The sequence below is a fragment of the Methylobacterium sp. 37f genome, assembly GCF_023093475.1.
Lineage (GTDB): Bacteria > Pseudomonadota > Alphaproteobacteria > Rhizobiales > Beijerinckiaceae > Methylobacterium.
On sequence record NZ_JAGHKN010000001.1, the window covers coordinates 162,033 to 183,723 of the forward strand.

At 66.8% G+C, this 21,691-nt stretch carries 23 protein-coding genes; 4 read left to right on the forward strand and 19 right to left on the reverse strand.

The window, feature by feature from the left end; translation table 11 throughout:
- Positions 1 to 43: 43 nt before the first annotated feature.
- From J7U37_RS00820 to J7U37_RS00850, 7 genes are all read right to left on the reverse strand, one after another.
- A complete protein-coding gene (locus tag J7U37_RS00820; protein WP_247634516.1) occupies positions 44 to 808 on the reverse strand; it encodes an SOS response-associated peptidase in 765 nt (254 codons plus the stop codon).
- 71 nt (positions 809 to 879) lie between these two features.
- Positions 880 to 2,568 (reverse strand): methyl-accepting chemotaxis protein, encoded by a 1,689-nt coding sequence (locus tag J7U37_RS00825; RefSeq protein WP_247634517.1) that lies wholly within the window; start codon positions 2,566 to 2,568, stop codon positions 880 to 882.
- Between the two features lie 93 nt (positions 2,569 to 2,661).
- Positions 2,662 to 3,666, reverse strand: a complete 1,005-nt coding sequence (locus tag J7U37_RS00830; protein ID WP_056190372.1) for a magnesium transporter CorA family protein — start codon at positions 3,664 to 3,666, stop codon at positions 2,662 to 2,664.
- Positions 3,667 to 3,676: 10 nt separating this feature from the next.
- Positions 3,677 to 4,537, reverse strand: coding sequence for an NAD(P)-dependent oxidoreductase (locus J7U37_RS00835; protein WP_056190374.1), 861 nt, complete (start codon positions 4,535 to 4,537; stop codon positions 3,677 to 3,679).
- 3 nt (positions 4,538 to 4,540) lie between these two features.
- The gene (locus tag J7U37_RS00840; protein ID WP_348772961.1) at positions 4,541 to 5,398 is read right to left on the reverse strand and encodes an SDR family NAD(P)-dependent oxidoreductase; all 858 of its coding nucleotides are present in this window, start codon (positions 5,396 to 5,398) and stop codon (positions 4,541 to 4,543) included.
- Entirely contained in the window at positions 5,395 to 6,153 is a 759-nt protein-coding gene (locus J7U37_RS00845; RefSeq protein WP_056481607.1) for an enoyl-CoA hydratase-related protein, read from the reverse strand. Before J7U37_RS00845 ends, J7U37_RS00840 begins: the two co-directional genes overlap by 4 nt.
- Before the next feature lie 112 nt (positions 6,154 to 6,265).
- Complete coding sequence (locus J7U37_RS00850; RefSeq protein WP_247634519.1) at positions 6,266 to 8,029, reverse strand: acyl-CoA dehydrogenase; 1,764 nt, start codon at positions 8,027 to 8,029, stop codon at positions 6,266 to 6,268.
- 183 nt (positions 8,030 to 8,212) lie between these two features.
- Here J7U37_RS00850 and J7U37_RS00855 point away from each other — a divergent pair, with 183 nt between their 5' ends.
- Positions 8,213 to 9,205 carry an L-threonylcarbamoyladenylate synthase gene (locus J7U37_RS00855; RefSeq protein ID WP_056482682.1) on the forward strand — a complete coding sequence of 331 codons (993 nt, stop codon included), beginning with the start codon at positions 8,213 to 8,215 and terminating at the stop codon, positions 9,203 to 9,205.
- A gap of 145 nt (positions 9,206 to 9,350) precedes the next feature.
- Here J7U37_RS00855 and greA read toward each other — a convergent pair whose 3' ends face one another.
- The 8 genes from greA to J7U37_RS00895 all read right to left on the reverse strand — a co-directional run bounded on the left by greA (position 9,351) and on the right by J7U37_RS00895 (position 17,086).
- Positions 9,351 to 9,812, reverse strand: coding sequence for a transcription elongation factor GreA (gene greA, locus J7U37_RS00860; RefSeq protein WP_247634520.1), 462 nt, complete (start codon positions 9,810 to 9,812; stop codon positions 9,351 to 9,353).
- 60 nt (positions 9,813 to 9,872) lie between these two features.
- Positions 9,873 to 10,859, reverse strand: a complete 987-nt coding sequence (locus tag J7U37_RS00865; RefSeq protein WP_247634521.1) for an MDR family oxidoreductase — start codon at positions 10,857 to 10,859, stop codon at positions 9,873 to 9,875.
- 101 nt (positions 10,860 to 10,960) lie between these two features.
- A complete protein-coding gene (locus J7U37_RS00870) occupies positions 10,961 to 11,548 on the reverse strand; it encodes a hypothetical protein (RefSeq protein ID WP_247634522.1) in 588 nt (195 codons plus the stop codon).
- A gap of 192 nt (positions 11,549 to 11,740) precedes the next feature.
- The gene (locus J7U37_RS00875) at positions 11,741 to 12,742 is read right to left on the reverse strand and encodes a cell wall hydrolase (protein ID WP_247634523.1); all 1,002 of its coding nucleotides are present in this window, start codon (positions 12,740 to 12,742) and stop codon (positions 11,741 to 11,743) included.
- A 169-nt stretch (positions 12,743 to 12,911) separates the two neighbouring features.
- Positions 12,912 to 13,175, reverse strand: a complete 264-nt coding sequence (locus tag J7U37_RS00880) for a hypothetical protein (protein WP_247634524.1) — start codon at positions 13,173 to 13,175, stop codon at positions 12,912 to 12,914.
- 213 nt (positions 13,176 to 13,388) lie between these two features.
- Positions 13,389 to 16,061 (reverse strand): pyruvate, phosphate dikinase, encoded by a 2,673-nt coding sequence (gene ppdK, locus J7U37_RS00885; protein WP_247634525.1) that lies wholly within the window; start codon positions 16,059 to 16,061, stop codon positions 13,389 to 13,391.
- Between the two features lie 147 nt (positions 16,062 to 16,208).
- Positions 16,209 to 16,361 (reverse strand): DUF3096 domain-containing protein, encoded by a 153-nt coding sequence (locus J7U37_RS00890; protein WP_247634526.1) that lies wholly within the window; start codon positions 16,359 to 16,361, stop codon positions 16,209 to 16,211.
- Positions 16,362 to 16,444: 83 nt separating this feature from the next.
- Entirely contained in the window at positions 16,445 to 17,086 is a 642-nt protein-coding gene (locus tag J7U37_RS00895; protein WP_247634527.1) for a L,D-transpeptidase, read from the reverse strand.
- Between the two features lie 252 nt (positions 17,087 to 17,338).
- Here J7U37_RS00895 and J7U37_RS00900 point away from each other — a divergent pair, with 252 nt between their 5' ends.
- Positions 17,339 to 17,782 carry a VOC family protein gene (locus J7U37_RS00900; RefSeq protein WP_247634528.1) on the forward strand — a complete coding sequence of 148 codons (444 nt, stop codon included), beginning with the start codon at positions 17,339 to 17,341 and terminating at the stop codon, positions 17,780 to 17,782.
- A 31-nt stretch (positions 17,783 to 17,813) separates the two neighbouring features.
- Here the strand turns inward: J7U37_RS00900 and J7U37_RS00905 are convergent, their stop codons facing one another.
- Entirely contained in the window at positions 17,814 to 18,257 is a 444-nt protein-coding gene (locus tag J7U37_RS00905) for a Crp/Fnr family transcriptional regulator (RefSeq protein ID WP_056190397.1), read from the reverse strand.
- A 289-nt stretch (positions 18,258 to 18,546) separates the two neighbouring features.
- Between J7U37_RS00905 and J7U37_RS00910 the strand changes: the two genes are divergently transcribed.
- On the forward strand, positions 18,547 to 18,741 hold the full coding sequence (locus J7U37_RS00910) for a KGG domain-containing protein (protein ID WP_055953126.1): 195 nt from the start codon (positions 18,547 to 18,549) through the stop codon (positions 18,739 to 18,741).
- A 931-nt stretch (positions 18,742 to 19,672) separates the two neighbouring features.
- On the opposite strand, the gene J7U37_RS00915 is transcribed toward J7U37_RS00910, so the two are convergent.
- Complete coding sequence (locus tag J7U37_RS00915) at positions 19,673 to 20,476, reverse strand: response regulator (RefSeq protein WP_055953119.1); 804 nt, start codon at positions 20,474 to 20,476, stop codon at positions 19,673 to 19,675.
- 180 nt (positions 20,477 to 20,656) lie between these two features.
- On the opposite strand from J7U37_RS00915, the gene J7U37_RS00920 reads away from it, so the two are divergent.
- Entirely contained in the window at positions 20,657 to 20,875 is a 219-nt protein-coding gene (locus J7U37_RS00920; RefSeq protein ID WP_247634529.1) for a NepR family anti-sigma factor, read from the forward strand.
- Positions 20,876 to 21,024: 149 nt separating this feature from the next.
- Here J7U37_RS00920 and J7U37_RS00925 read toward each other — a convergent pair whose 3' ends face one another.
- Both J7U37_RS00925 and J7U37_RS00930 read right to left on the reverse strand, forming a co-directional pair.
- The gene (locus J7U37_RS00925; protein WP_003599466.1) at positions 21,025 to 21,201 is read right to left on the reverse strand and encodes a DUF1328 domain-containing protein; all 177 of its coding nucleotides are present in this window, start codon (positions 21,199 to 21,201) and stop codon (positions 21,025 to 21,027) included.
- Between the two features lie 140 nt (positions 21,202 to 21,341).
- Complete coding sequence (locus J7U37_RS00930; protein WP_247634530.1) at positions 21,342 to 21,581, reverse strand: hypothetical protein; 240 nt, start codon at positions 21,579 to 21,581, stop codon at positions 21,342 to 21,344.
- Positions 21,582 to 21,691: the final 110 nt, after the last annotated feature.

Consider the following 21,691-nt stretch of genomic DNA (forward strand, 5'->3'; position numbering starts at 1 on the left):
CCCCACCCGGCCGCCCCGGCGGGCGATGGGCCGCGCATCCGATTCAGAACAGCGCGCCCTGCGCATCCTCGTCGCTGGAGCGCGGCTGCTCGGCCGGAGGCCGCCCGCGCTCGGGATTGCCGGGATGGGGTGAGGCGAGCGGCACGATCAGGTCCGGTTCGTCGATCCGGGCGTTGTTGACGCGGGGGCTGACCGGGTCGAGGGTCAGCCAGTCGTCCGGGCAGGGCCGGCACAGGCGCACGGCCGCATCCGGTTCGACGCCGCGGCTGTCGAGCCAGGGTTCGACCTGCTCCGGCGCCAGGATCGCGGGCATCCGATCGTGCACCGCCGCCATCGTGCCGTTGGCACCCGTGGTGACGATGGCGGCGGTATCGACCTCGGACCCGTCGGCGCCGAGCCAGTTCTCCCACACGCCCGCGAGCGCCATCGGCGCGCGGTCCGCCCGGCGGATCATGAAAGGCGTCTTGGTCGCGGACTTGCCGGTGCCCTCGCGGCGCCACTCGTAGAATCCGTCGGCCAGAAACACGCAGCGGCGGTGGCGCAGAGCGCCCCGGAAGGTCGGCTTCTCGCCCAAGGTCTCGACCCGCGCGTTGATGACGAGGGGGAAGGCCTTCGGGTCCTTGACCCAGCTCGGCCACAGGCCCCAGCGCACCAGCCGGAACTGCCGGGGCCCGGCTTCCGACAGAACCACCGGCACGGGCTGGGTCGGCGCCACGTTGTAGCGGGGCGGGAAGTTCGGCACCTCGGGGTAACCGTAGAAGGCCCGGAAGATCTCGGGGGCCTGGGCGATGAAGAAGCGTCCACACATCGGCGGACGATCCCCAATCCGGCGCCGATGGGCAAGGGCCGGGACCGGCTGTCCCCGGGTCCCGGCCGGATTCAGGCGGCGCGTACGCTCGCGAGGAAGCGGCTGACCTCCTGGCCGAGATGCTCTGACTGGCGCGACAGCGCCGAGGCCGAAGCCAGGACCTGACTCGCCGCCGCGCCGGTCTCCTCGGCCGCACCCGCCACGCCCGCGATGTTGGCCGTGACCTCGCCCGTGCCGGTTGCCGCCTCGGCGACGTTGCGCACGATCTCCTGGGTGGCCGCGCCCTGCTCCTCGACCGCCGCCGCGATGGTGGTGGCGACAGTGCTGATCTCGTCGATCCGGTCCCGGATCGCCGCGATGGCGCGCACGCTCTCCGCCGTCGCGCCCTGGATGCGGGCGATCTGGGTGCCGATCTCGTCGGTGGCCCGTGCCGTCTGCCCGGCCAGCTCCTTGACCTCGGTCGCCACCACCGCGAAGCCCCGGCCGGCCTCTCCGGCGCGGGCCGCCTCGATGGTGGCGTTGAGGGCCAGCAGGTTGGTCTGCCCGGCGATGTCGGAGATCAGCTTGACGACGTCGCCGATGCGCGCGGTGGCGCCGCTGAGTTCCTGAACCAGTCCGGCGGTGGTGCTCGCCTCGCGCACGGCCGCGCCGGCGAGTTCGGCCGAGCCCTGGACCTGGCGCCCGATCTCCTGGACCGACGAGCCGAGTTCCTCGGCGGCGGCCGCCACCGTCTCGACATGGGAGGCGGCTTCTTCGGCCGCCGCCGCCACCGAGACGGACTGGCTCGCGGTCTGGGTGGCGGTGCCGCTCATGGCCTGGGCGGTCGCCTGTAATTCCCCGGCCGCGTGGCCGACCGAGCCGACGATGCCGCCGACCGCGCGTTCGAACCCGTCGGCCATCTCGTGCATCGCCTGCCGGCGCTGGGCCTCGGCACCGGCGCGGGCCAGGACCGTCTCCTCTTCCAGGCGCTTCATCCGGATCAGGCTGTCCTTGAAGACCTGGACCGCGTCGGCGATGCGGCCGATCTCGGTCCCGGTGCCCTGGTGCGGGATGGACACGGTGAGGTCGCCCGCGGTCAGACCGGTCATGGGCCGAACCACCGAGTCGATGCCGCGCGCGATGCTGCGGATGATCAGCACGGCGAGCAGGATCGCCAGCGCCACCGCCAGCGCCAGGGCGCCGAGTGCGACCGCCTCGGTCTGCGCCGTGACGGCCCGGCCATCCGCCTCGGCCCGCGCCGCGCCGACATCGTTGAGTTCGATGACCTTCTCCAGGGCCGTCGAGGCGCGCCGGCGCGGCTCGACCCCGTCCGACAGGTAGAGCCGATAGGCGTCGCCCTGGCCGCCGGAGCGGGCGACGGCGAGAATCCGGTCGGCGGCGGTGAAGAAGCTCGCGACCTCGCGCCGGAAGGCCTCGACGTGGGTGCGCTCCGCTTCCGAGCTGATCAGCGGCTCAAGCGACCTGGACAGGGTGGCGACCTGCTCGCGCCGCTTGGCCATGTCGCCCTCGATCTTGGCGAGGTCGCCGCCATCCGAGGTCTGCGTCGCCCGCAACAGGCTGGTTGTGTAGCGGGCCAGCGCGGTGTCGATCCGGCCGCTCATCTGCACGCTCGGCAGCCAGTTGGTGTGGACCGCCGTCAGCAGTTTGTTCATCCGGTCGACCCCGGACAGGCCGATCCAGCCAATTGTTAAGATGAACAGCGTGACGATCGTAAAGCTGGCAACCAACCGGGTTCGGATGGTTGTGGTCTTCAAGGTCATGGACGTCGCCCCAGTGGCGCAACTCCGTCCGTGGGTCACGCCGAATGATGCGAGACTGCCTCAGCATTCTTAACGGGATGCATCGAATACTCGCTAGAGCCATTTCTTCCAGCGGAAGAACACGTACGGCAGCACCGCCGCCACAACCATCATGACCACCGCCATCGGGTAGCCGAACCCCCAGTCGAGTTCGGGCATCATCTTGAAGTTCATGCCGTAGATCGAGGCGATCAGGGTCGGCGGCATGAACACCACCGCCATCACCGAGAACAGCTTGATGATGTTGTTCTGTTCCAGGTTCACGAGGCCCAGGGTCGCGTCGAGGAGGAACTGGATCTTCGAGGACAGGAAGGTGGCGTGCTCCTCCAGCGACTGCAGGTCGCGCAGGGTCGAGCGCACATCCTCCCGCAATTCGCGCGGCGCCTTGGCGGTGCGGTAGGTCGCCGACAAGGAGAGCAGGATTCGCTCCATCGAGACCAGGCTCTCGCGCTGCTTGGAGATCAGGTCGCCGTGGCGGCCGAGCGCGCGCAACGTGTCCTGGAGTGCGGTGTTGCGGGCGCTCGGGTCCTCCTTCTCCTCGAAGATCTTGCCGGAAAGCCGGTCGATGCGCTCGCCCTGGAGCTGGAGCACGTCCGCCGCCCGGTCGATCACCGTCTCGATCAGTCCGGCCAGGATGGTCTCGCCCGAGGGCACGGCGGAGGGGCCGTTGCCGGTGGAGCGGCCGGCCCGCTGGGTGTACATCCGGAAGGCCTGCGGCTCCTCGTAGCGCACCGTGACGAGGCGGTTGCCGCGCAGGATGAAGGTGATGCCGGCCAGGCCCGGCTCCTCGGATTCGCTGACCTTGCTCAGCACCCGGCCGGTCATGTAGCGCGCCCCGTCCTCGACGTAGAGGAGTTCGGAGGGCTCGATGTCCTTCATCTCCTCGCGGGTCGGCACCGAGATGCCCATGAAGACCTCGACCTTCAGGTCTTCCTCGCGGCTCGGCCGCACCATGTCGAGCCAGACGGTGTCGTCGGGAATCGGCTCCTGCAATTCGAGGGAACGGCGCTCGAGCAGGGTCTGCCCGGCGCCGGCGACCGGCTGGTGGATGAAGATCACGCGGGATGTCTCAGGCGAAGGCCCCGGGAGGCGGTGTGCTCGCATCCGGCACGAAGAAGTCCGGCGCAAGAGGAATGCCGGGTGTGACCCGGTATTTTGAAAAGTCCGTGACACCCTGCTCCGCCAGGAAGCTGTCGTCGATGAGGAAACGGCCGGTCACCGCGCGGGCGGGCAGGCGGAACAGCGCGTGCGCCGCGTCGGCCAGGATCTCGGGCGTCCGGCTCGCCTGCATCAGCGCGTCGCCGCCGAGCAGGTTCTGCACTGCGGCGGTGGCGATGGTGGTGCGCGGCCACAGGGCGTTGACGGCGATGCCCTGGCGCCGGAGTTCGCCCGCGAGGCCGAGGACGCAAAGCGACATGCCGTACTTGGCGATCGAGTAGGCGAGGTGCGGCGCGAACCACTTCTCGGCCATGTCGAGGGGCGGCGACAGCATGACGATGTGGGGGTTCTCCGCCTTGGCGAGGTGGGGAATCGCGTATTTGCTGACCATGTAGGTGCCGCGCGTGTTGACGCCGTGCATCAGGTCGAAGCGCTTCATCTCCGTCTGCGGCGTGCGGGTCAGGGCGATCGCGCTGGCGTTATTCACCACGATGTCGATGCCGCCGAAGGTCTCGGCGGTCATCGCGATCGCGGAGGCGACGCTGTCCTCGTCGCGGACATCGACCAGCAGCGGCAGGGCGTGGCCGCCGGCGGCCTCGATGGCGGCGGCCGCGGTGTGGATGGTGCCCTCCAGCTTCGGATGCGGCGCATCGGTCTTGGCCGCGATGGCGATGTTGGCGCCGTCGCGGGCCGCCCGCAGGGCGATGGCGAGGCCGATGCCGCGTGAGGCTCCGGTGATGAACAGGGTTTTGCCCTGCAGCGAATCACGCATGTTTCAGGTCTCCTCGGCGTGGATCTGGAACCGGGCCGGCTGCGTGCCGTCCGCGTCGGTGAAGCCATATTCGGCGGCGAGATCGCCCGCATGGAGGATGCGCCCGGCCCGGGCGGCGATCGCCGGGTCGGCCGCCAGGGCGGCGAGCGCCCGGCCGGCATAGAGCGGGCTCTCCGTCGCCCGGTCGGCATGTCCGATGTCGACGGCCCGCTCGGTCCGCACGAAGCCGGGGGAAAGGCCGAGAGCCGTGACTCCGTGCGGCGCCAGTTCCTGGGCGCAGGCGAAAGCCAGGCGATTCGTGGTCGCCTTGGTGAGATCGTAGAAGATGTCGCCGAGATAGGCGGGCTCGGTGTCGAAGGAGACGAAGGCCAGCAGGCCGGCCCCGGCCGAGACCATGCCGGGGGCGACCGCGCGGGCCAGCAGCAGGGCCGGATAGGGGCCGCTGCCGAAGAAATCCGACAGCGGCTCGGCCGAGCGGCGCCAGAACGGCGTGCCCCAGGCGGCGCCGTCGCCGTAGCGCTCCCCGTCATAACCCTCGTTGCCGCCCCAGACGCTGGATACCGCCACGTCGATGCGGCCGAACCGGCGCAGAGCCCAATGGACCAGGGTATCGACGGCGCGCTCGCTGGTATGGTCGCACAGGTAGTGGTGGCCCTCGCCCCCGGCGGCATCGACCACCCGGGCGGTGTCCTCGATGGTCTCGGGCCGCCCCTCGGTGCGCGGACCCGTCTCGCTCGACCGGGCGGTGACGATGACGGTGGCGCCGGCCTCACCGAGACCGCGCGCCATACCGCGCCCTACCCCGCGCGAGGCTCCGGCGACGAGACAGACCTTTCCACGAAGATCCGGAATCCGGCTCACGCCGGCTTGACCCGGCCGAGGAAACGCATGAAGGCCGCCTGGGCCTCCGGCGAGCGCAGGCGCTCCTCGAAGGCGACGGCCTCGGCCTCCAGGGCCGCTTCCAGGGCGGCCTGATCGCCCCGGATCAGGGCTCGCGTCGCCGCCACCGCCCCGCGCGGCAGCCCGGCGAGGCGCGCGCCCTGCGCCCGGGCGTGCTCCAGCAGCAGCCCGGCCGGCATCACCCCGTTGACCAGCCCGAGGCCGAGCGCCTCGTCCGCGTCGAAGGGCTGGCTCAGCAGCAGCATCTCGGTGGCCTTGAGCAGGCCGACCCGGCGCGGCAGCAGGTAGCTCGACGCCGCCTCCGGCACGAGGCCGAGTTCCACGAAGGGCATGCGGAAGCGGGATGCCGGGCTGGCATAGACGAGGTCGCAATGCAGGGTGAGGGTCGTGCCGATCCCCACCGCGATCCCGTCCACCGCCGCGATCATCGGCGTGCGGGTGCGGGCGAGCTGGCGGATGAACTGCAGCGCCGGCGCCTCGCCGAACGGCTTGCCCGCGCCGGCGACGAAATCCGCGAGATCGTTGCCCGCGCTGAACGCCCCGGACGCACCGGCGAAGACCACGGCCCCGATCGCATCGGTCGCGTCGGCCCCGGCCAAAGCCTCCCGCATGGTGTCGTACATCGCGCCCGTCAGCGCGTTCTTCTTCTCCGGACGGTCGATCCGGATCAGGCGGACGCCATCGGCCGTATCCTCGATCGCGATGTGCTCGCTCATGCTGCCCCCGGATGCCGTCGCTGCGTGTGCACCCCCGTTTCGTCACGGAACGGAGGTGCGTGGATGGGTCTCTGCGCCGTCTTGAGAATCGGTGTCCCGGTCGCCGCGCCGATCAGCTCGCCAGGGCGAGACCGGCATCCTCGGTGAAGCGACCGCCGGCGATGACGCTCTCTTCCAGGCCGCCGGCAGCGGTCAGCAGGTTGTCGGCGAAGAAGCGGGCCAGCGCGATCCGGCCCGCATGGGCGGGATCGGTGTCCCCCGCCTTCCGGGCGGCGTTGGCGGCGAGCGCCTGACGACCGAGGCAGGCCCCCCCCTGCACCAGGCCGAACAGGCGCAGGTACGGCGTCGCGCCCGCCAGCGCCGTCTCGGGCCGGTTCGACGCAAGGGCCTTGAGCTGGAAGCTCGTCGCCCGGTCCAGGCTCTCGATCCCGGCCCGCAGCCGGGCGCCGAGGCTGCCGAAGGCCGGATCCGGATCCTTGAGGAAGCCCTCGGCGGTTTGGCGCAAACGGGCGATCTGCGCCCGCACCGTGGCGCCGCCATTGAGCGGCAGCTTGCGCGCGACGAGGTCGATGGCCTGGATACCGTTGGTGCCCTCGTAGATGCCGAGGATGCGGGCATCGCGCATGTGCTGGGCGGCGCCGGTCTCCTCGACGAAGCCCATCCCGCCATGGACCTGGACCCCGAGCGACGTGACCTCGTTGGCGATGTCGGTGGAGAAGGCCTTGGCGACCGGCGTGAGCAGCGAGGCGCGGTCATGTGCCTCCTGCCCTTCCGGGCCCTGCGCGGCATCGAGGGCCGCGGCCGTGAGGTAGCAGATGCCGCGCGCGGCCTGGGTGAAAGCCTTCATGGTCAGCAGCATGCGCTGCACGTCGGAATGGTCGACGATGGGGCTGGTCTCGGGAGCGCCGGGCGCCCTGCCCTGACGCCGGTCGCGGGCATAGCCCAGCGCCTGCTGGTAGGCCCGCTCGGCGATGCCGACGCCCTGGAGGCCGACATTGAGGCGGGCCGAGTTCATCATCGTGAACATGCAGGCGAGGCCGCGATTCTCCTCGCCGATCAGCCAGCCGATGGCGCCACCGTTGTCGCCGAAGGCCATCGAGCAGGTCGGCGAGCCGTGGATGCCGAGCTTGTGCTCGATGCCGGAGCAGCGCAGGTCGTTGCGGCTGCCGTCCGGCAGGACCTTCGGCACCAGGAACAGCGAGATGCCGCGCGTGCCCGCCGGTGCATCCTTCAGGCGGGCCAGGACGAGGTGGACGATGTTGTCGGTCAGGTCGTGCTCGCCATAAGTGATGTAGATCTTGGCGCCGACGATCCGATAGCGTCCGTCACCGGTGGGCTCGGCGCGGCTGCGCAGGAGCGCGAGGTCCGAGCCGGCCTGCGGCTCGGTGAGGTTCATGGTGGCGGTCCACTCGCCCGAGACCAGCTTGTCGAGGTAGCGGGTCTTCAGATCGTCCGAGCCGTGCTGCGCCAGGGCCTCGATGCCACCGGCCGTGAGCAGCGGACACAGGCCGAAGGCGATGCTGGCCGCGTTCCACATCTCGTTGCAGGCGGCATTGAGCACCAGCGGCAGGCCCTGCCCGCCGTGGTCCGGGTCGGCGCTCAGGCCGTTCCAGCCGCCGGCGATCCAGGTCTGGTAGGCCTCGCGCCAGCCGGGCGGCGTGGTGATGGCGCCGTCGTTCAGCGGCGTGCCGTGGCGGTCTCCGATCCGGTTGAGGGGGGCGATCAGCGATTCCGCGACCTTGCCGGCCTCGCTCAGGATCGCCTCGGCATCCGCGACGGCGAGATCGCCATGAAGGCCGGACGCCAGAGCCGCCTCGAGCCCGGCCACGTGGCGCAGGCTGAACAGCATATCGGCGACGGGGGCGCGATACGTCATGATGTTTCCTCCCGCGCCTTGGTTGAGAGCGACGCGTGTCGCCCCGTGTTTGACGCATGGCCCGACCCGGCGCTAGGCCCGGTCGAATCCCGAATCCGGCCGGACCGCGCGCCCGACAGCGAAGATAGTTTAGATATGAACGATCTGCGGTCAATCCCCGAAGGCTCGATCCCCGAAGGCTCGATCGGCGCCGATGCCACGTCCGAGCCGACCCGTCGCCTTCGCGACGATGCCGCGGGCGTTGCCGAGGCCGCCGCGATCCTGCGCGCGGGCCGGCTCGTCGCCTTCCCCACCGAGACCGTCTACGGGCTCGGTGCCGATGCCGGCGATCCGGCGGCGGTGGCGCGGATCTACGCCGCCAAGGAGCGCCCGCGCTTCAATCCCCTGATCGCGCACCTGTCCGATCTCGACGCAGCCCTTCCCGAGGGGATCTTCGACGCCGATGCCCGACGCCTCGCCGAGGCGTTCTGGCCCGGCCCCCTGACCTTGGTCGTTCCGGCCTCGCCCACCTGCCGGGTCTGCGATCTCGCCCGCGCCGGGCTGCCGAGCGTCGCCCTGCGGGTGCCGGCGCACCCCGTCGCCCGCAATCTCCTCCGGGCCGTCGGTCGCCCCGTCGCCGCGCCTTCGGCAAATCGCTCCGGGCGCGTGAGCCCGACCGATGCCGGCCACGTGCTGGGAGATCTCGACGGCCGGATTGCCGCGCTGGTCGATGGCGGGCGGAGCTTGGTCGGGGTCGAGTCCACCGTGGTGGCGTGCCTCGGCGGAACACCGCGCCTGCTGCGCCCCGGCGGCATCACCCGGGCCGCCCTGGTGGCGCATCTCGGCTTCGACTTCGCCGGACTGGCGGCCGGGGATGCGGCCCACCCGGTCGGCCCCGGCCTTCTCGCCTCACATTACGCCCCGCGCGCCCGCGTGCGCCTCGACGCGACCGAGGTGGCGCCGGACGAGGCGGTGCTGCTGTTCGGACCGGACCCCGTACCGGGCGCCGACCGGGCGCGGGCCCGCATCAATCTCAGTCCGACCGGTGATCTGGCCGAAGCCGCGGCGCACCTGTTCTCGGCCTTGCGCCAGCTCGATGGCGTCGGAGCGGACACCATCGCGGTCGCGGCGATCGCCGAAACGGGTCTTGGTGAGGCGATCAACGACCGGCTCCGCCGGGCTGCCGCCCCGCGCTGAAGTTTTTTCAAAATCATCGGGAACCGCGCGGGCGGCCGCGTGTTGATCCATCACGAAGGCCAGTTCAGCCCCCAATGGCCTTTTCCCTTCTAGGGCTCGGAGCAATCCGAGCCTTTTTTCTTGCGCTTTTGCCGCGAAGACGGCGTCAGGCGATTTCGGTGATCTCGGCCTCGTGCCCGTTGACCTCGACGACGTCTCCGACCATCTTGCCGGTCAGGCCCCGCGCCATCGGGGAAACGTATGAGATCGAACCCTTGGCCGGGTCGGCCTCATCCTCGCCGACGATCCGGAAGGTCTGGCGGCTCTCGTCCTCGCGCAGGATCGTCACGGTCGAACCGAAGCGGGCGCCCTCCCCCGTCTCACCTTCGACAAGCTGGGCCGTCCCGAGCCGTGCCGTCCAGTAATGCAGGTCGCGGGTCACCCGCGCCTCATCGGCCTTGGCCCCCGGCTCCAGCGCCGAGAATTCGGCCTGCAATCGCGCCACTTTGGCCTCGATCTGGGCCAAGCCGTCCGGGGTTACGAAATTCGGATGCGACGAAATCGGGCGGTCGGGGAGATCCTCGAAGGCTTCGCCGCCCTCGCGCTCACGTACAAACGCTTGGCTCATGGTATTCCGTGACTTGTGCGTGCAAAAACGCGCGACCTCGACACGACGTTCCTGGTATACTCAGGCGATCTCCACCACCGTCCGCCCCCGCACCCGCCCCTCCAGTATGGCCTCTGCAAGGGTGTCGACGCCGGGCAGCGGCACCGTCTGGGTCATCGCCGCGAGCTTGTCGTGATCGAGTTCGCGTGCCAGCCGCGCCCAGGCTTCGCGACGTTTCGGCTGGGGCGTGGTCACGCTGTTGATCCCGAGCAATGAGACGCCGCGCAAAATAAACGGTGCCACGGAAGTCGGTAGATCCATGCCCTGCGCCAGTCCGCAAGCGGCCACCGCGCCATCCGCCTTCGTGCTGGCCAGAACATTGGCCAGCGTCGTCGATCCAACAGCATCGATGGCGGCGGCCCAACGCTCCTTGGCCAACGGTTTGCCCGGTTTGGACAGATCGGCGCGATCGAGCACTTCGGACGCGCCCAACCCGCGCAAGTATTCGCCTTCCGCATCGCGCCCTGTCGAGGCGATCACATGCCATCCGGCCCGGGCCATCAGTGCCACCGCCACCGATCCGACCCCGCCGGATGCGCCGGTCACCAGCGCCGGCCCCTGGTCCGGCGTCACCCCCTGGTGGTCGAGAGCCATCAGGCAGAGCATCGCGGTGTAGCCCGCCGTGCCGATCGCCATCGCCTGAGCCTGACTGAGTCCCGCCGGCAGCGGCACCAACCAGTCGCCCTTCACCCTGGCCCGCTGCGCATAGGCCCCCAGATGACTCTCGCCGACGCCCCAGCCGGTGAGCACGACGGCATCGCCCGGCTTATAGTCGTCATGGTCGGAGTGTTCGACGATGCCGGCGAAATCGATGCCGGGAATCATCGGAAAGCGCCGGACGACCGGTGAGCGCCCGGTCATCGCCAAGCCGTCCTTGTAGTTCACGGTCGAGTGGGTCACCCGCACCGTGACGTCGCCGTCCATGAGGTCGGCCTCGTCGAAGTCCTTGAAGGTCAGGGACTGGCCCGTTTCCGTCTTCTCGACGACCCAAGCCTTGAAGTGACCCATCGCGTATCTCCGCTTCCTCTATCAGAGGTGTGGCGGCACCTGTCCGAATCAAGCGCCGCCGAGCGCGTCCGCCGTCAGAGGCGCATGTGACGGCCGCCCGCTCAATAGCCGTCGTAGATGCTGCCGGAGGAGAAGCCGAGACCGACGCCGACATCCGCCGAACTGGCTCCAGTGATGCCGAAAGCGTCTGGAATGGAACCGACGGCGAGGCTGGGGCCGTAGGTGCCCGGATAGCCGCCCTGGCCGTAATTCGCCGGCACCCAGCCCGACCGTGCCGGTTGGATCAGGATACGGCGCCGGACACTGGCGTATTCCGGCGGGATCGTCTCCGGGACGGTCTGGGCGGGCTGTACCAGAATGCGTCGGCGGCGCACCGCGTACTGGGGCGGGACGTCGACCCAGCAGCCGATCAACGCGCCATAAGCATCGCGGCGAGTCTGCCAGACGCGGCCACCCGGCGCCACGACGACCCGTTCGGAGACGGTCTCATAGACCGGCGGCATCGTGCGATAGATCGTTTCGGCAGGCCGTACCAGAACACGCTCGGAGACGGCACCATAGACCGGAGGCGTGTTGACGTGGCGGTAGCATTCGGCGCCGCCGCAGCCGCCGGCCTGGGCCGACGAGATGGTCACGACGGCGCCCGCGAGGGCAGCGAGAAGAAGGCGGGGGGCGACCGGCGTGGTCATGAGGGTACCTCGGCGCGAAACGCTTTACGGGACGGGATGGTGCGCGAAGCCCGCGCGCCTCTCGACGTCCCAGAGGCCGCCAAGTTGCCGTCCGATCAAGCTCTATCGAGACTCAAGGTAAAATTAACCCAAGCTTAGGACTACTTAGGTGTTTCCCTGCTTCTGTTAAATGCCCCGGAACAATACCGAGTTTCAGGTTTGTCCGCGCTTGAGCTGGTAGAAAATATGCCGCCCGATGACGTCCATTTTCTTCAAGCGACGCGACCAGCCGGGTCTTACGTAATCGGCATGGTAATGGGTCGCTCCGCCGACCTCATCCAGGTAAGTGCGGCCGTCGATCACCGCGCTCGCGATGCGGGAGGCCGTCTGCCAGGAACCGTCGTCGGTGATGCGTAGGGACTTGCCCTCGCATGCGAAGGAGAACTGGCAGCCCATGTACCGATGCCGGTTCTGATACACCACACCGCAGACGTTGCTCGGATAGAGCCCGCTTTTGACCCGGTTCAGAACCACCTGCGCAACCGCAGCCTGGCCTTCCTCGGATTCGCTGCGCGCTTCGAAATACACCGCCTCGGCGAGGCAGCGCTGCTCGCGATCTTTGGCATCGGCACCGATTAGGTCGGCGTAGCGATGCCGCGCGACGTCCGGTGGGGCCTCCGGAATCGATGTCCCACCATCGGTCTGTCCGGCCCGCGGTGACAGGCCTGGGAACACCAGGCTCGCGGCCGCGATTTCGATCGGTGTCGCGTCGGCAGGCGCCGGCGTGGTGGACGACAAGGCTTCGGCGCGTGGAATGGCCGGAGTCGCGCCATCGTCGACGACCACGACCGAACCCTCTACCTCCGGGCTCCGGACGCGTCCGAGATCCGGTGTCGGCACGAAGCCCGCATCGACGTCGAGGCTCGGTGCAGCGTTGCCGGGTGGCAGCAATCCCCCACTCATCTCGGTCAGACTGGCCCGAACCAGAATCGCTTCGCTGTCGGTTTCCCCAGGGCGATCGAAGGTTGCTCTGCTCGCCGTCCGCCGTGCCGGATGGGTGCGGGTCTCCGTCCCGGAGAGGCGTGCACCCGGTGATGCAGTGGCAAGAAGCCGGGCGCTTGGCGCAAGAGATCCTGCAATGCCAGGCGCCATGTCGGTGCCGGCCGTTGCCGTGAAGGACACCAGTAACCCGACGCCAGCCGCCCACGGGGTCATCGCGGCACTCAGCCAACGAAGATGCGACGTCCGTCGTGATCGTTTCGTACCCACGCAACCGACTCGCACCAGGATGCCCTACCGTCCGGTCGTTCATCCCACACGCGGGATGCCAGCCGGTCGATCGAACTATCGTGCGGTATGGTTGCGGACCGGTTAAGGCCGCCGCTCAGATCGAGCCGGGTCGTCCATGCGTGGCCGCCAGACTGCCGAACAGTGCCGAAAGCCCGGAGCGATCGCCATTCTGAGCACTCGCGATGCGTTCCGCATCGGCGCCGCTTTGTGTGGCGACGGCGAATACGAACAGGGAAAGGGTCGCTAGCCCGCCGATGCTGGCGACGACCCAGAGAAAGACCTGCTGCACCGCTCGCGGAAGTGGAACGGCGACGGAGTTCTCAGTGAGAAACAAAGGAGGTGGGCTGGTATCGTTCATGACGGCGATCCCACGCGTTGGCTGCCGCCCCTCTGGGCAGGATGGCCTGCGCGCAACGGATCGGCACTAGCACTGAACGTGCCCGCGTGAAATCAGTTCGCCGCGTTTTCGACAATTTGTTGAACGGAACGCTGCGCTGGGCGCCCGGGACGGTCACGGACCGCCCCGGATGGATGTCGTAAGCTTCGGGAAAGCTTAGACCGGAGCGTCCGCTTACTTCGAGGCCTTTGCGGCAAGGGCCGCCTGAGCCGCAGCGAGGCGCGCGATCGGCACGCGGTAGGGCGAGCACGACACGTAGTCGAGGCCGACCTCCTGGCAGAAGGCGATCGAGGATGGATCGCCGCCGTGCTCGCCACAGATTCCGAGCTTGATGTCGGGCCGGACCGCCCGCCCACGCTCCACGCCGATGCGCACGAGCTCACCGACGCCCTCCTGATCGATTGAAATGAATGGATCGGCGGAGAGAATGCCCTTCTGGGTGTAGGCTCCCAGGAAGGTCGCGGCGTCATCGCGCGAGATGCCGAGCGCGGTCTGCGTCAGGTCGTTGGTGCCGAAGGAGAAGAACTCCGCCGTTTCAGCGATGTCGCCCGCGCGCAGGGCCGCTCGCGGCAGCTCGATCATCGTGCCCACCTGATAGTCGACGATGCCGCCCGTTTCGGCAGCGACGGCCTTCGCCATGGCGTCGATGCGTGCCTTGACGATGTCGAACTCCATCTTGGTGAAGACGAGTGGCACCATCACCTCGGGGGTCACGGGTGCGCCGGTCTCCTTGGCTGCCTGCACGGCGGCCTCGAAGATCGCCCGCGCCTGCATTTCCGCGATTTCCGGGAAGGCGATGGCGAGGCGGCAGCCGCGGAACCCGAGCATCGGGTTGAACTCGTGCAGCTCCGTCATGCGGCGGCGCAGCTTGTCCTCCGACACGCCCGTGCTGGTGGCAACGTCGCGCACCTCCTCGTCGGTATGAGGCAGGAACTCATGCAGCGGAGGGTCGAGGAGACGGATCGTGACGGGCAGGCCCGACATGATGGTGAACAGCTCGACGAAGTCCTGACGCTGGTAGGGCAGGATCTTGGCCAAGGCGGCCCGGCGGCCCTCCGCGTCATCGGCGAGGATCATCTCGCGAACGGCGACGATGCGGTCACCCTCGAAGAACATGTGCTCGGTGCGGCACAGACCGATACCCTCCGCGCCGAAGTTGCGAGCGGCGCGCGCATCGGTCGGCGTGTCGGCGTTGGTGCGGACCTTCATGGTGCGGACCTTGTCGGCCCACCCCATCAGAGTGGCGAATTCGCCCGACAGGGAGGGTTCCAGCATCGCCACCTCTCCGAGAATGACCTGGCCGGTCGAGCCGTCGATGGTGATCTTGTCGCCGGCTTTCAGGGTGGTCCCGGCGACCGAGAGGGTGCCCGCCTTGTAGTCGACGCGGATCGAGCCGACGCCGGAGACGCAGGGCTTGCCCATGCCGCGCGCCACCACGGCCGCGTGGCTGGTCATGCCGCCGCGCGTTGTCAGGATGCCCTCGGAGGCATGCATGCCGTGGATGTCCTCCGGAGAGGTCTCCACACGCACGAGGATGCACTTGCGCTCGGCCTTGCGGGCGGCTTCGGCGTCCTCGGAATTGAAGACGATCTCACCGGTGGCCGCACCCGGCGAAGCTGGAAGACCGGCGGCGATGACCTTGCGCTCGGCTTTCGGATCGATGGTCGGGTGAAGGAGCTGGTCGAGAGCCGCGGGCTCGACGCGGCCGATAGCCTCTTCCTCGGTGATCAGGCCTTCCGCCGCGAGATCGACGGCGATGCGCAGGGCCGCCTTGGCGGTGCGCTTGCCGTTGCGGGTCTGGAGCATCCAGAGCTTTCCGCTCTCGATGGTGAACTCCATGTCCTGCATGTCGCGATAGTGGTTCTCGAGAAGACCGTAGATCCGCACCAGCTCGGCGTAGGAATCCGGCATCGCCAATTCCATCGAAGGACGATCGGACTTCGCCTCGATGCGGGCCTTCTCGGTGATGTCCTGCGGGGTGCGGATACCCGCCACCACGTCCTCGCCCTGAGCGTTGATCAGAAACTCGCCGTAGAGGGCGCGCTCGCCGGTCGAGGGATTGCGGGTGAAGGCAACACCGGTGGCCGACGTGTCGCCCATGTTGCCGAAAACCATGGCCTGGACGTTGACGGCCGTACCCCAGCTCTCCGGGATGCTGTTCAGCTCACGGTACTTCTTGGCACGCGGGATCATCCAGGAATCGAATACCGCGCCGATGGCACCCCAGAGCTGATCCTCCGGTGCCTGCGGGAAGTCGGAACCGTGCTCCGTCTTCACGATGGCTTTGTACTTGCCGACGAGGTGCTTCCAGTCCTCGGCCCCGAGCTCCGTGTCGAGGCTGACGCCCTTGCCTTCTTTGTAGTGCTCCAGGGCCTCTTCGAAGGCGTGGTGTTCCACGCCGAGGACGACGTTTGAATACATGGTGATGAAGCGCCGGTAGGAATCGTAGGCGAAGCGTGGGTCACCGGCACCTTGCGCCAGGGCTTCGACGGTGACGTCGTTCAGGCCCAGGTTGAGCACCGTGTCCATCATTCCCGGCATCGAAGCGCGGGCGCCGGAGCGGACCGAGACGAGGAGCGGGTTCTCTGGATTGCCGAAGCCGCGGCTGGTGAGCGCACCGACGGCGTCCAGGGCGGCCTTGACCTGACTTCTCAGTTCGTCGGGATACTGCTGCCCGTGGTCATAGTAGTAGGTGCAGACTTCGGTCGTGATGGTGAACCCGGGAGGAACCGGCAGACCGAGATTCGACATCTCTGCGAGGTTAGCGCCCTTCCCGCCCAGCAGGTTGCGCATGGACGACTGGCCCTCGGCCTTGCCATCACCGAAGGAGTAGACCCATTTGCCCATCTGTATCCGTCCGCTTGCAGGAGTGAACACTGCCCCATGCCTAACACGGCGGGTTGGACCATCTCATGCTGCAACGCAAGATGAATGGATCATTCAGGGGCCGACACCGTGACGCTTCGGTCCGGCTGTAACGTGGCCGTCAGGCGATCATCCAAACGAGCGGAAGACGCCGAGGCCAATGAGCCCCACCAGGATCAGATAGATCGCAACGATAAAGTTGAGCAGGCGCGGCATGACCAGGATCAACACGCCGGCTACGAGCGCTATCACTGGTTGAACGCTTGAAGTCGTGAAGGTCATGAAAAGCTTTCCCGGGTTCGTCCGGTCACCGAAGATCCGATGAGGGCTCCAGGGTGACCGTCAGCTACGACTCGCAGTCGACCTCAAACTCGGTACTTGCCGTTGCGCTTGACGAGGACCTGAGTGCCGACGGGCACCCGCTCATAGAGGTCGACGATGTCTTCGTTGAGCATGCGGACGCACCCCGAAGACATCTGCTCGCCGATGCTCCAGGGCTCGTTGGTGCCATGGATACGGAACAGGATGTCACGATTGCCCTGGTAGAGGTACAGGGCACGGGCGCCGAGGGGATTGTCGACACCGCCCTTGCGGGTGCGCGGCAGGTCCGGATTGAGCGACACCATGGTGGTGGTGGGGCTCCAGTCAGGCCAGACGCCCTTCCGTCCGACCCGGGCCTGACCCTTCCACGAGAAACCCAGCTTGCCGACGCCGACGCCGTACTGCACGGCGGAGCCGTCTTCCTGCACCAGGGCAAGCTGCCGATTATCGATGTCGACGACGATCGTGCCCGGCTTCTCCGGCCCGGTGTACCGCACCACCTGACGTCGGTACTTTGGGTCGAGCCGGTTCTTGTCGACGAGTGGCACGTCATACGGCTTGTCCGGCATCGTTCCGGCGTACCAGGCCGCCTCGTCGTCCTGCGCGACATTCATGGGACCGCGCGACTGGCATGCGGCGAGGGGTGCGATCAGGATCAGCCCGAGGACGAGGCGGCGGGACGGCATGGACAACTCCACGTTTCGACGCGTTGGGCGACGGCACTGTCCCCTGACTACCCCTCCCGGCCGCCCGACGTTGTGTCATTCCCGCCGCAGTCATGATGTTGCTGACCATCCCGGAAGTAGTCCTCGCCCTGTCGGGCCGGGAAGTGACGTTTTCGAGGTGCCTACGATCGGCCGGCGTTTGGAGCCATTGCGTCGAAGGAAGCGGCCTCGCATGATCGGACTACCCATCCTGGGAACGAGGCACGATCGCGCATGGTCGAGACGCAGACGCTGGCAGATTTTGAAACCGGCACATTCCTGACCGATCTCGCCCCGGCCGTGCACCTGGACCATTGCGTCATTCATGTCACCGACTGGGCGCGGTCCAATGCCTTCTATCGTGACGTCATGGGTGCAGAACTCATCCCGCGTGGAGCGACGTTCGCCTACCGATTTGGAGGGGTGCAGCTGAACGTTCATGGGCCGGGCGTGAGTGCGGCCCCGCTCGCCGAGCGGCCTGTCATGCCGGGCAACAGCGATCTCTGCTTCCGCTGGTCGGGGACGATCGAGCAGGCCGCCGCCCATCTGGCGTCGCAAGGCGTAACCGTGGAACTCGGACCGGTCGAGCGCAATGGAGCCGCCGGATCCGGCGTCAGTCTCTATTTCCGAGACCCGGATGGGTCCTTGATGGAATTCATCACCTATCCGGCTGCCTGAACCAACAGGTCTACGCTAGCCCGAGCCCCGCCTAACCCCGGGTCTCGGCAAGCTGCTGATTGGTCTGTTCGAGACGGAGGGCCAATTCCCGCATCACCGCGATGGCGATCGGAGGGAACTGAGCCAGCAACTCTAGGAACACGGTGCGGTCGATCCGCAGTGCGGTGGCCGGTTCTACGGCGGCGACCGTGGCGGAGCGCGGCTGATCGGCCAGGATGCCCATTTCGCCAACCAGGGCATTGGCGCCAAGGAGCGCAAGGCGAAACGGACCATGCGGCCCTTCTATTGCGACCTCGGCCGACCCTTCCAGCAACAGGTAGGCTGCATCGGCCGCGTCGCCGCGCGCGAAGAGTTGCTGCCCCGCCTCGAAATGTACTCGCTCACTCGTGAAGGCGAGCAACTTCAGGCGCGAGGGCTCGACACCCCTGAACAACGGCACTTGACGAAGGGACGTAACCTCGGTTTCGAGGGTCATAGGGCGGGCTCCAGCGGCGCGACGTCCTTGTGGGCACGCCACGATCGTCATGTATCCAATGCGGGCCAAACAGGCTTTGTCCAGCCCCGGCGAGCGGGGTCGCTGCTGGCGGATCCCTGACACCGGCCTACGGACGACGGTCTGAGACCACCCATCGCAGGTTCAACGGTTAAGCTCGGATTAATTGCCAATGGTGGCGGTACTAACCGCTGGCTCAGCCATCAGACGAGGAACCATCGATATTGGCAAAGGTTGTGATCACAGTGAACGCATAGCTGAGGAGGCACTGATGGCATCAGGAAATTCCACCTCGAAGCGAGGTTTCGCATCGATGGACCTCGAACGGCAGCGAGAGATCGCGAGCAAGGGCGGCCGCAGCGTCCCGGCGGAAAAGCGCTCGTTTTCGCAGGACCGCGAATTGGCATCGAATGCTGGTCGTAAGGGCGGACAGTCCAGTGGGTCCGGTCGTCCCGGCGACGAGTAATTTCGGGACGGCGTGCAGCCTCAATAGGGTGCACGCCGTTTTACGCAACAAGAAACACCCCGTTCCTATGGAACGGGGTGTTTCTTGTAGAAGCCTTGGAAAGCAACAGAACGTTTCACGTCATGCACCGACCAGGCACCATTCGGCGGGCCTCAGGGCCCGCCAGAGAGCTGATCGAGCGTTCACAGCCTTCCTGAAGCGGCTTCCGAACACGAGGGATGTCCCTTTCGCTTGCTGTTTGACCGATTGAGGGTGCAACAAGCATCGATCGGTCTCGAATATTCGGTATCGACGCGATGTGAACGGGACGTACGGTCCGCGGGGGAAACATTGCCTCCCCGCTGGCATTGGCGGGCGCTGATATGACTGAGCGCTGTTGAACGATGTTCTGATCAGCGCTGTGGCGCAGGGCCGGATGTATCAGCAGTGTCAACAGCGCAGCCGGCCCACTCACATTGAGAAACAAGCCGGAGCGAAACATCGTCGTAATCTCCACAGGGAGCTTGACAGGCTAATGCGGTAACGCGGCGCTGCCACAACGGTTCCTTAACCGTTCGATCGTGGGTATCGTGGCGTTAGCCGAATAAATCGCTGTGTCTGGAGTAACGAAAGATCGGCTGCAGGAGCGCTTCCGCTGTGGCCTCAGCGCATCACGGCGGAGAAAAATGTAGCAGGGTCTGGCCCATTCGGAACCTGCGGTTCTCGACGCCGTTGTTCGAGCACCCGGCCGCCTGGTCCTCCCCCGCATTCCCCTTGTGCACAGGCCGGAACCTTCCAAACGGGTCGGATTTTCCGACCCGTTTTTTTATGCCGGCCCGCCATGCGACAGCGGCCCGCGCCGCAACGAAAAAACCCCGGTGCGGACACCGGGGTTGATGAGCGATCGGATGGGAGATCCAGCGCGAACGCGACGTTCCGGGGCTGGGGTATATCAGGCGGACTTCGCCTCACGTCGCCGAGCGCTTTGCTGGAAGAACAGGGCTTGGCTGATCACGGCCGAGACGTTGGCAGGCTGGAACGGCTTCGCAATGAGGAACGCCGGCTCCGGCCGTTCGCCCGTCAGGAAGCGCTCGGGATAGGCGGTGATGAAGATAACCGGGACCTCGAAGGTCTTGAGGAGATCGTTAACGGCATCAAGACCCGAACTCCCGTCGGCGAGCTGGATGTCAGCGAGGATCAGGCCTGGACGAGTTCCACCGGACGCGATCTTGATAGCCTCCGTCCGGGTCCGCGCGACCCCGATCACGTTGTGGCCGAGTCCTTCGACCAAAGCCTCGAGATCCATGGCAATCAGCGGCTCGTCCTCAATGATCAGAATCTCGGTTGCCATATCAGCGGCAAGTTCGCGGCCTGCCTCGTCGACGAGGTCGCGGACTTGGCTGACGTCGACGTCGAGAATGATCGCCGCGTCTTCTTCGGAAAACCCTTCGAGGCAGGAGAGCAAGAAGGCTTGGCGTGGCAGAGGCGTGATCTGTCCGAGCCGGACTTCCGCCGGAAGGTCATGCTGCACCTGTTCGCTCTGGCCATTCACGGACAGCGAATTCCAGATTCGGGTGAAGACACGAAACAGGTCGGCCTTCACGTTGGAGCTGCGACCGAGCGTCTCCGGCTCGTTCACGAGAGTCTCCAGGGTGGCCGCTACGTAAGCGTCGCCAGCAACCTGGCTGCCGGTCAGCGCCCGCGCATAACGGCGCAGGTACGGCAGATGCTGAACGACGAGTTGAGCTGTCGACATTATATCCCCTTGGCTTTGCCGTTCTCTCGGGCGCCTCCGCCACAACGCGGAATGCAGGGCTCCGTTCCGCTGGTCGGGAACCGATTGTTCACACCAGCGTTGCAGGTGCAGCCATGGCCTATGTGAAGCCGCAAAACAATCGCGGCGATGTCGCTTGTCGACATCCAAGGGGACCTTAGTATGGATGATGACGGATCGAGGCATGGGCCTTCGGCGGAAGGTTCTACCTCGAAGGCGGACGCCTCGTCGGCAGGACAAGGCCTCAGCGATCACACCCAGAAACGCATCGGTCTACATTTGCGCGCGATGTACGATACCATCGTTCAGCAACCCGTGCCGGACCGTTTCCGCGATCTGATCGCGCAGCTCGACACGTCTTCTTCCCCTTCCGAACCCTAGGCTCCAGGTGATGGTGGACCCACAATTACCTGTTTCAGTGTCGGGATGAGGACATCTCTCGATTGGACCGTTGCCGAAATAAGAAAGGCCGCCCGTCTTGGGGCGGCCTTCACGTCAGAGTCGCGAAGCGTAACGCGCCGCTTGGCTCGTTAGAGTGTCGGCGAACGGCCGCGCATCAGGCCGATGACGGCCGAAATGGCGAACAGAACGATCGCAACGAAGAATACCAGCTTGGCGGCTTCCATTGCGGTGCCGGCAATACCACCGAAGCCAAGAAGCGCCGCGACGAGGGCGACGACCAGGAACGTAACGGCCCATCCGAGCATGTGACCCACCCCTTGAACAAGTACGGTGCAGCATGGGCTGCGACCTCATGACAGCATAACGCCAACTTAGCTGGACGGTTCCTGCGCGCGGCACAGGATCGCCACGTTTTCAACATGCCGCGAAAAGCCGAAAACGTTCATCAGGTCCGACGGTTTTCGCCGGGTCCCGACAACGGACCTTCAAGACCCTTTCGACGAAAGGATCTCTGCAAGGCGAGCCCCGCGATGGCGATCGCCACGCCAAATTGCGCCAATCCGTTCTCGGCGAGATCTCCAGTCGCACAATTGAGCTGAATCGCCATTCTCGTGAGGCCGTTCAGCACGATGACTGTGGCGCAGAACAGTGTCGACGCGCCAAGGATAGCGATGAAATCGGGCATGATGGCCTGTCCAGTCGATCCGGACGTAGGTCACGCAAAGCTTGCGCCACGTCTCGCGATCGTGGCGGCACGTCAGCAATCAACGCCGGCGTCATTGGATTTTGGCATCC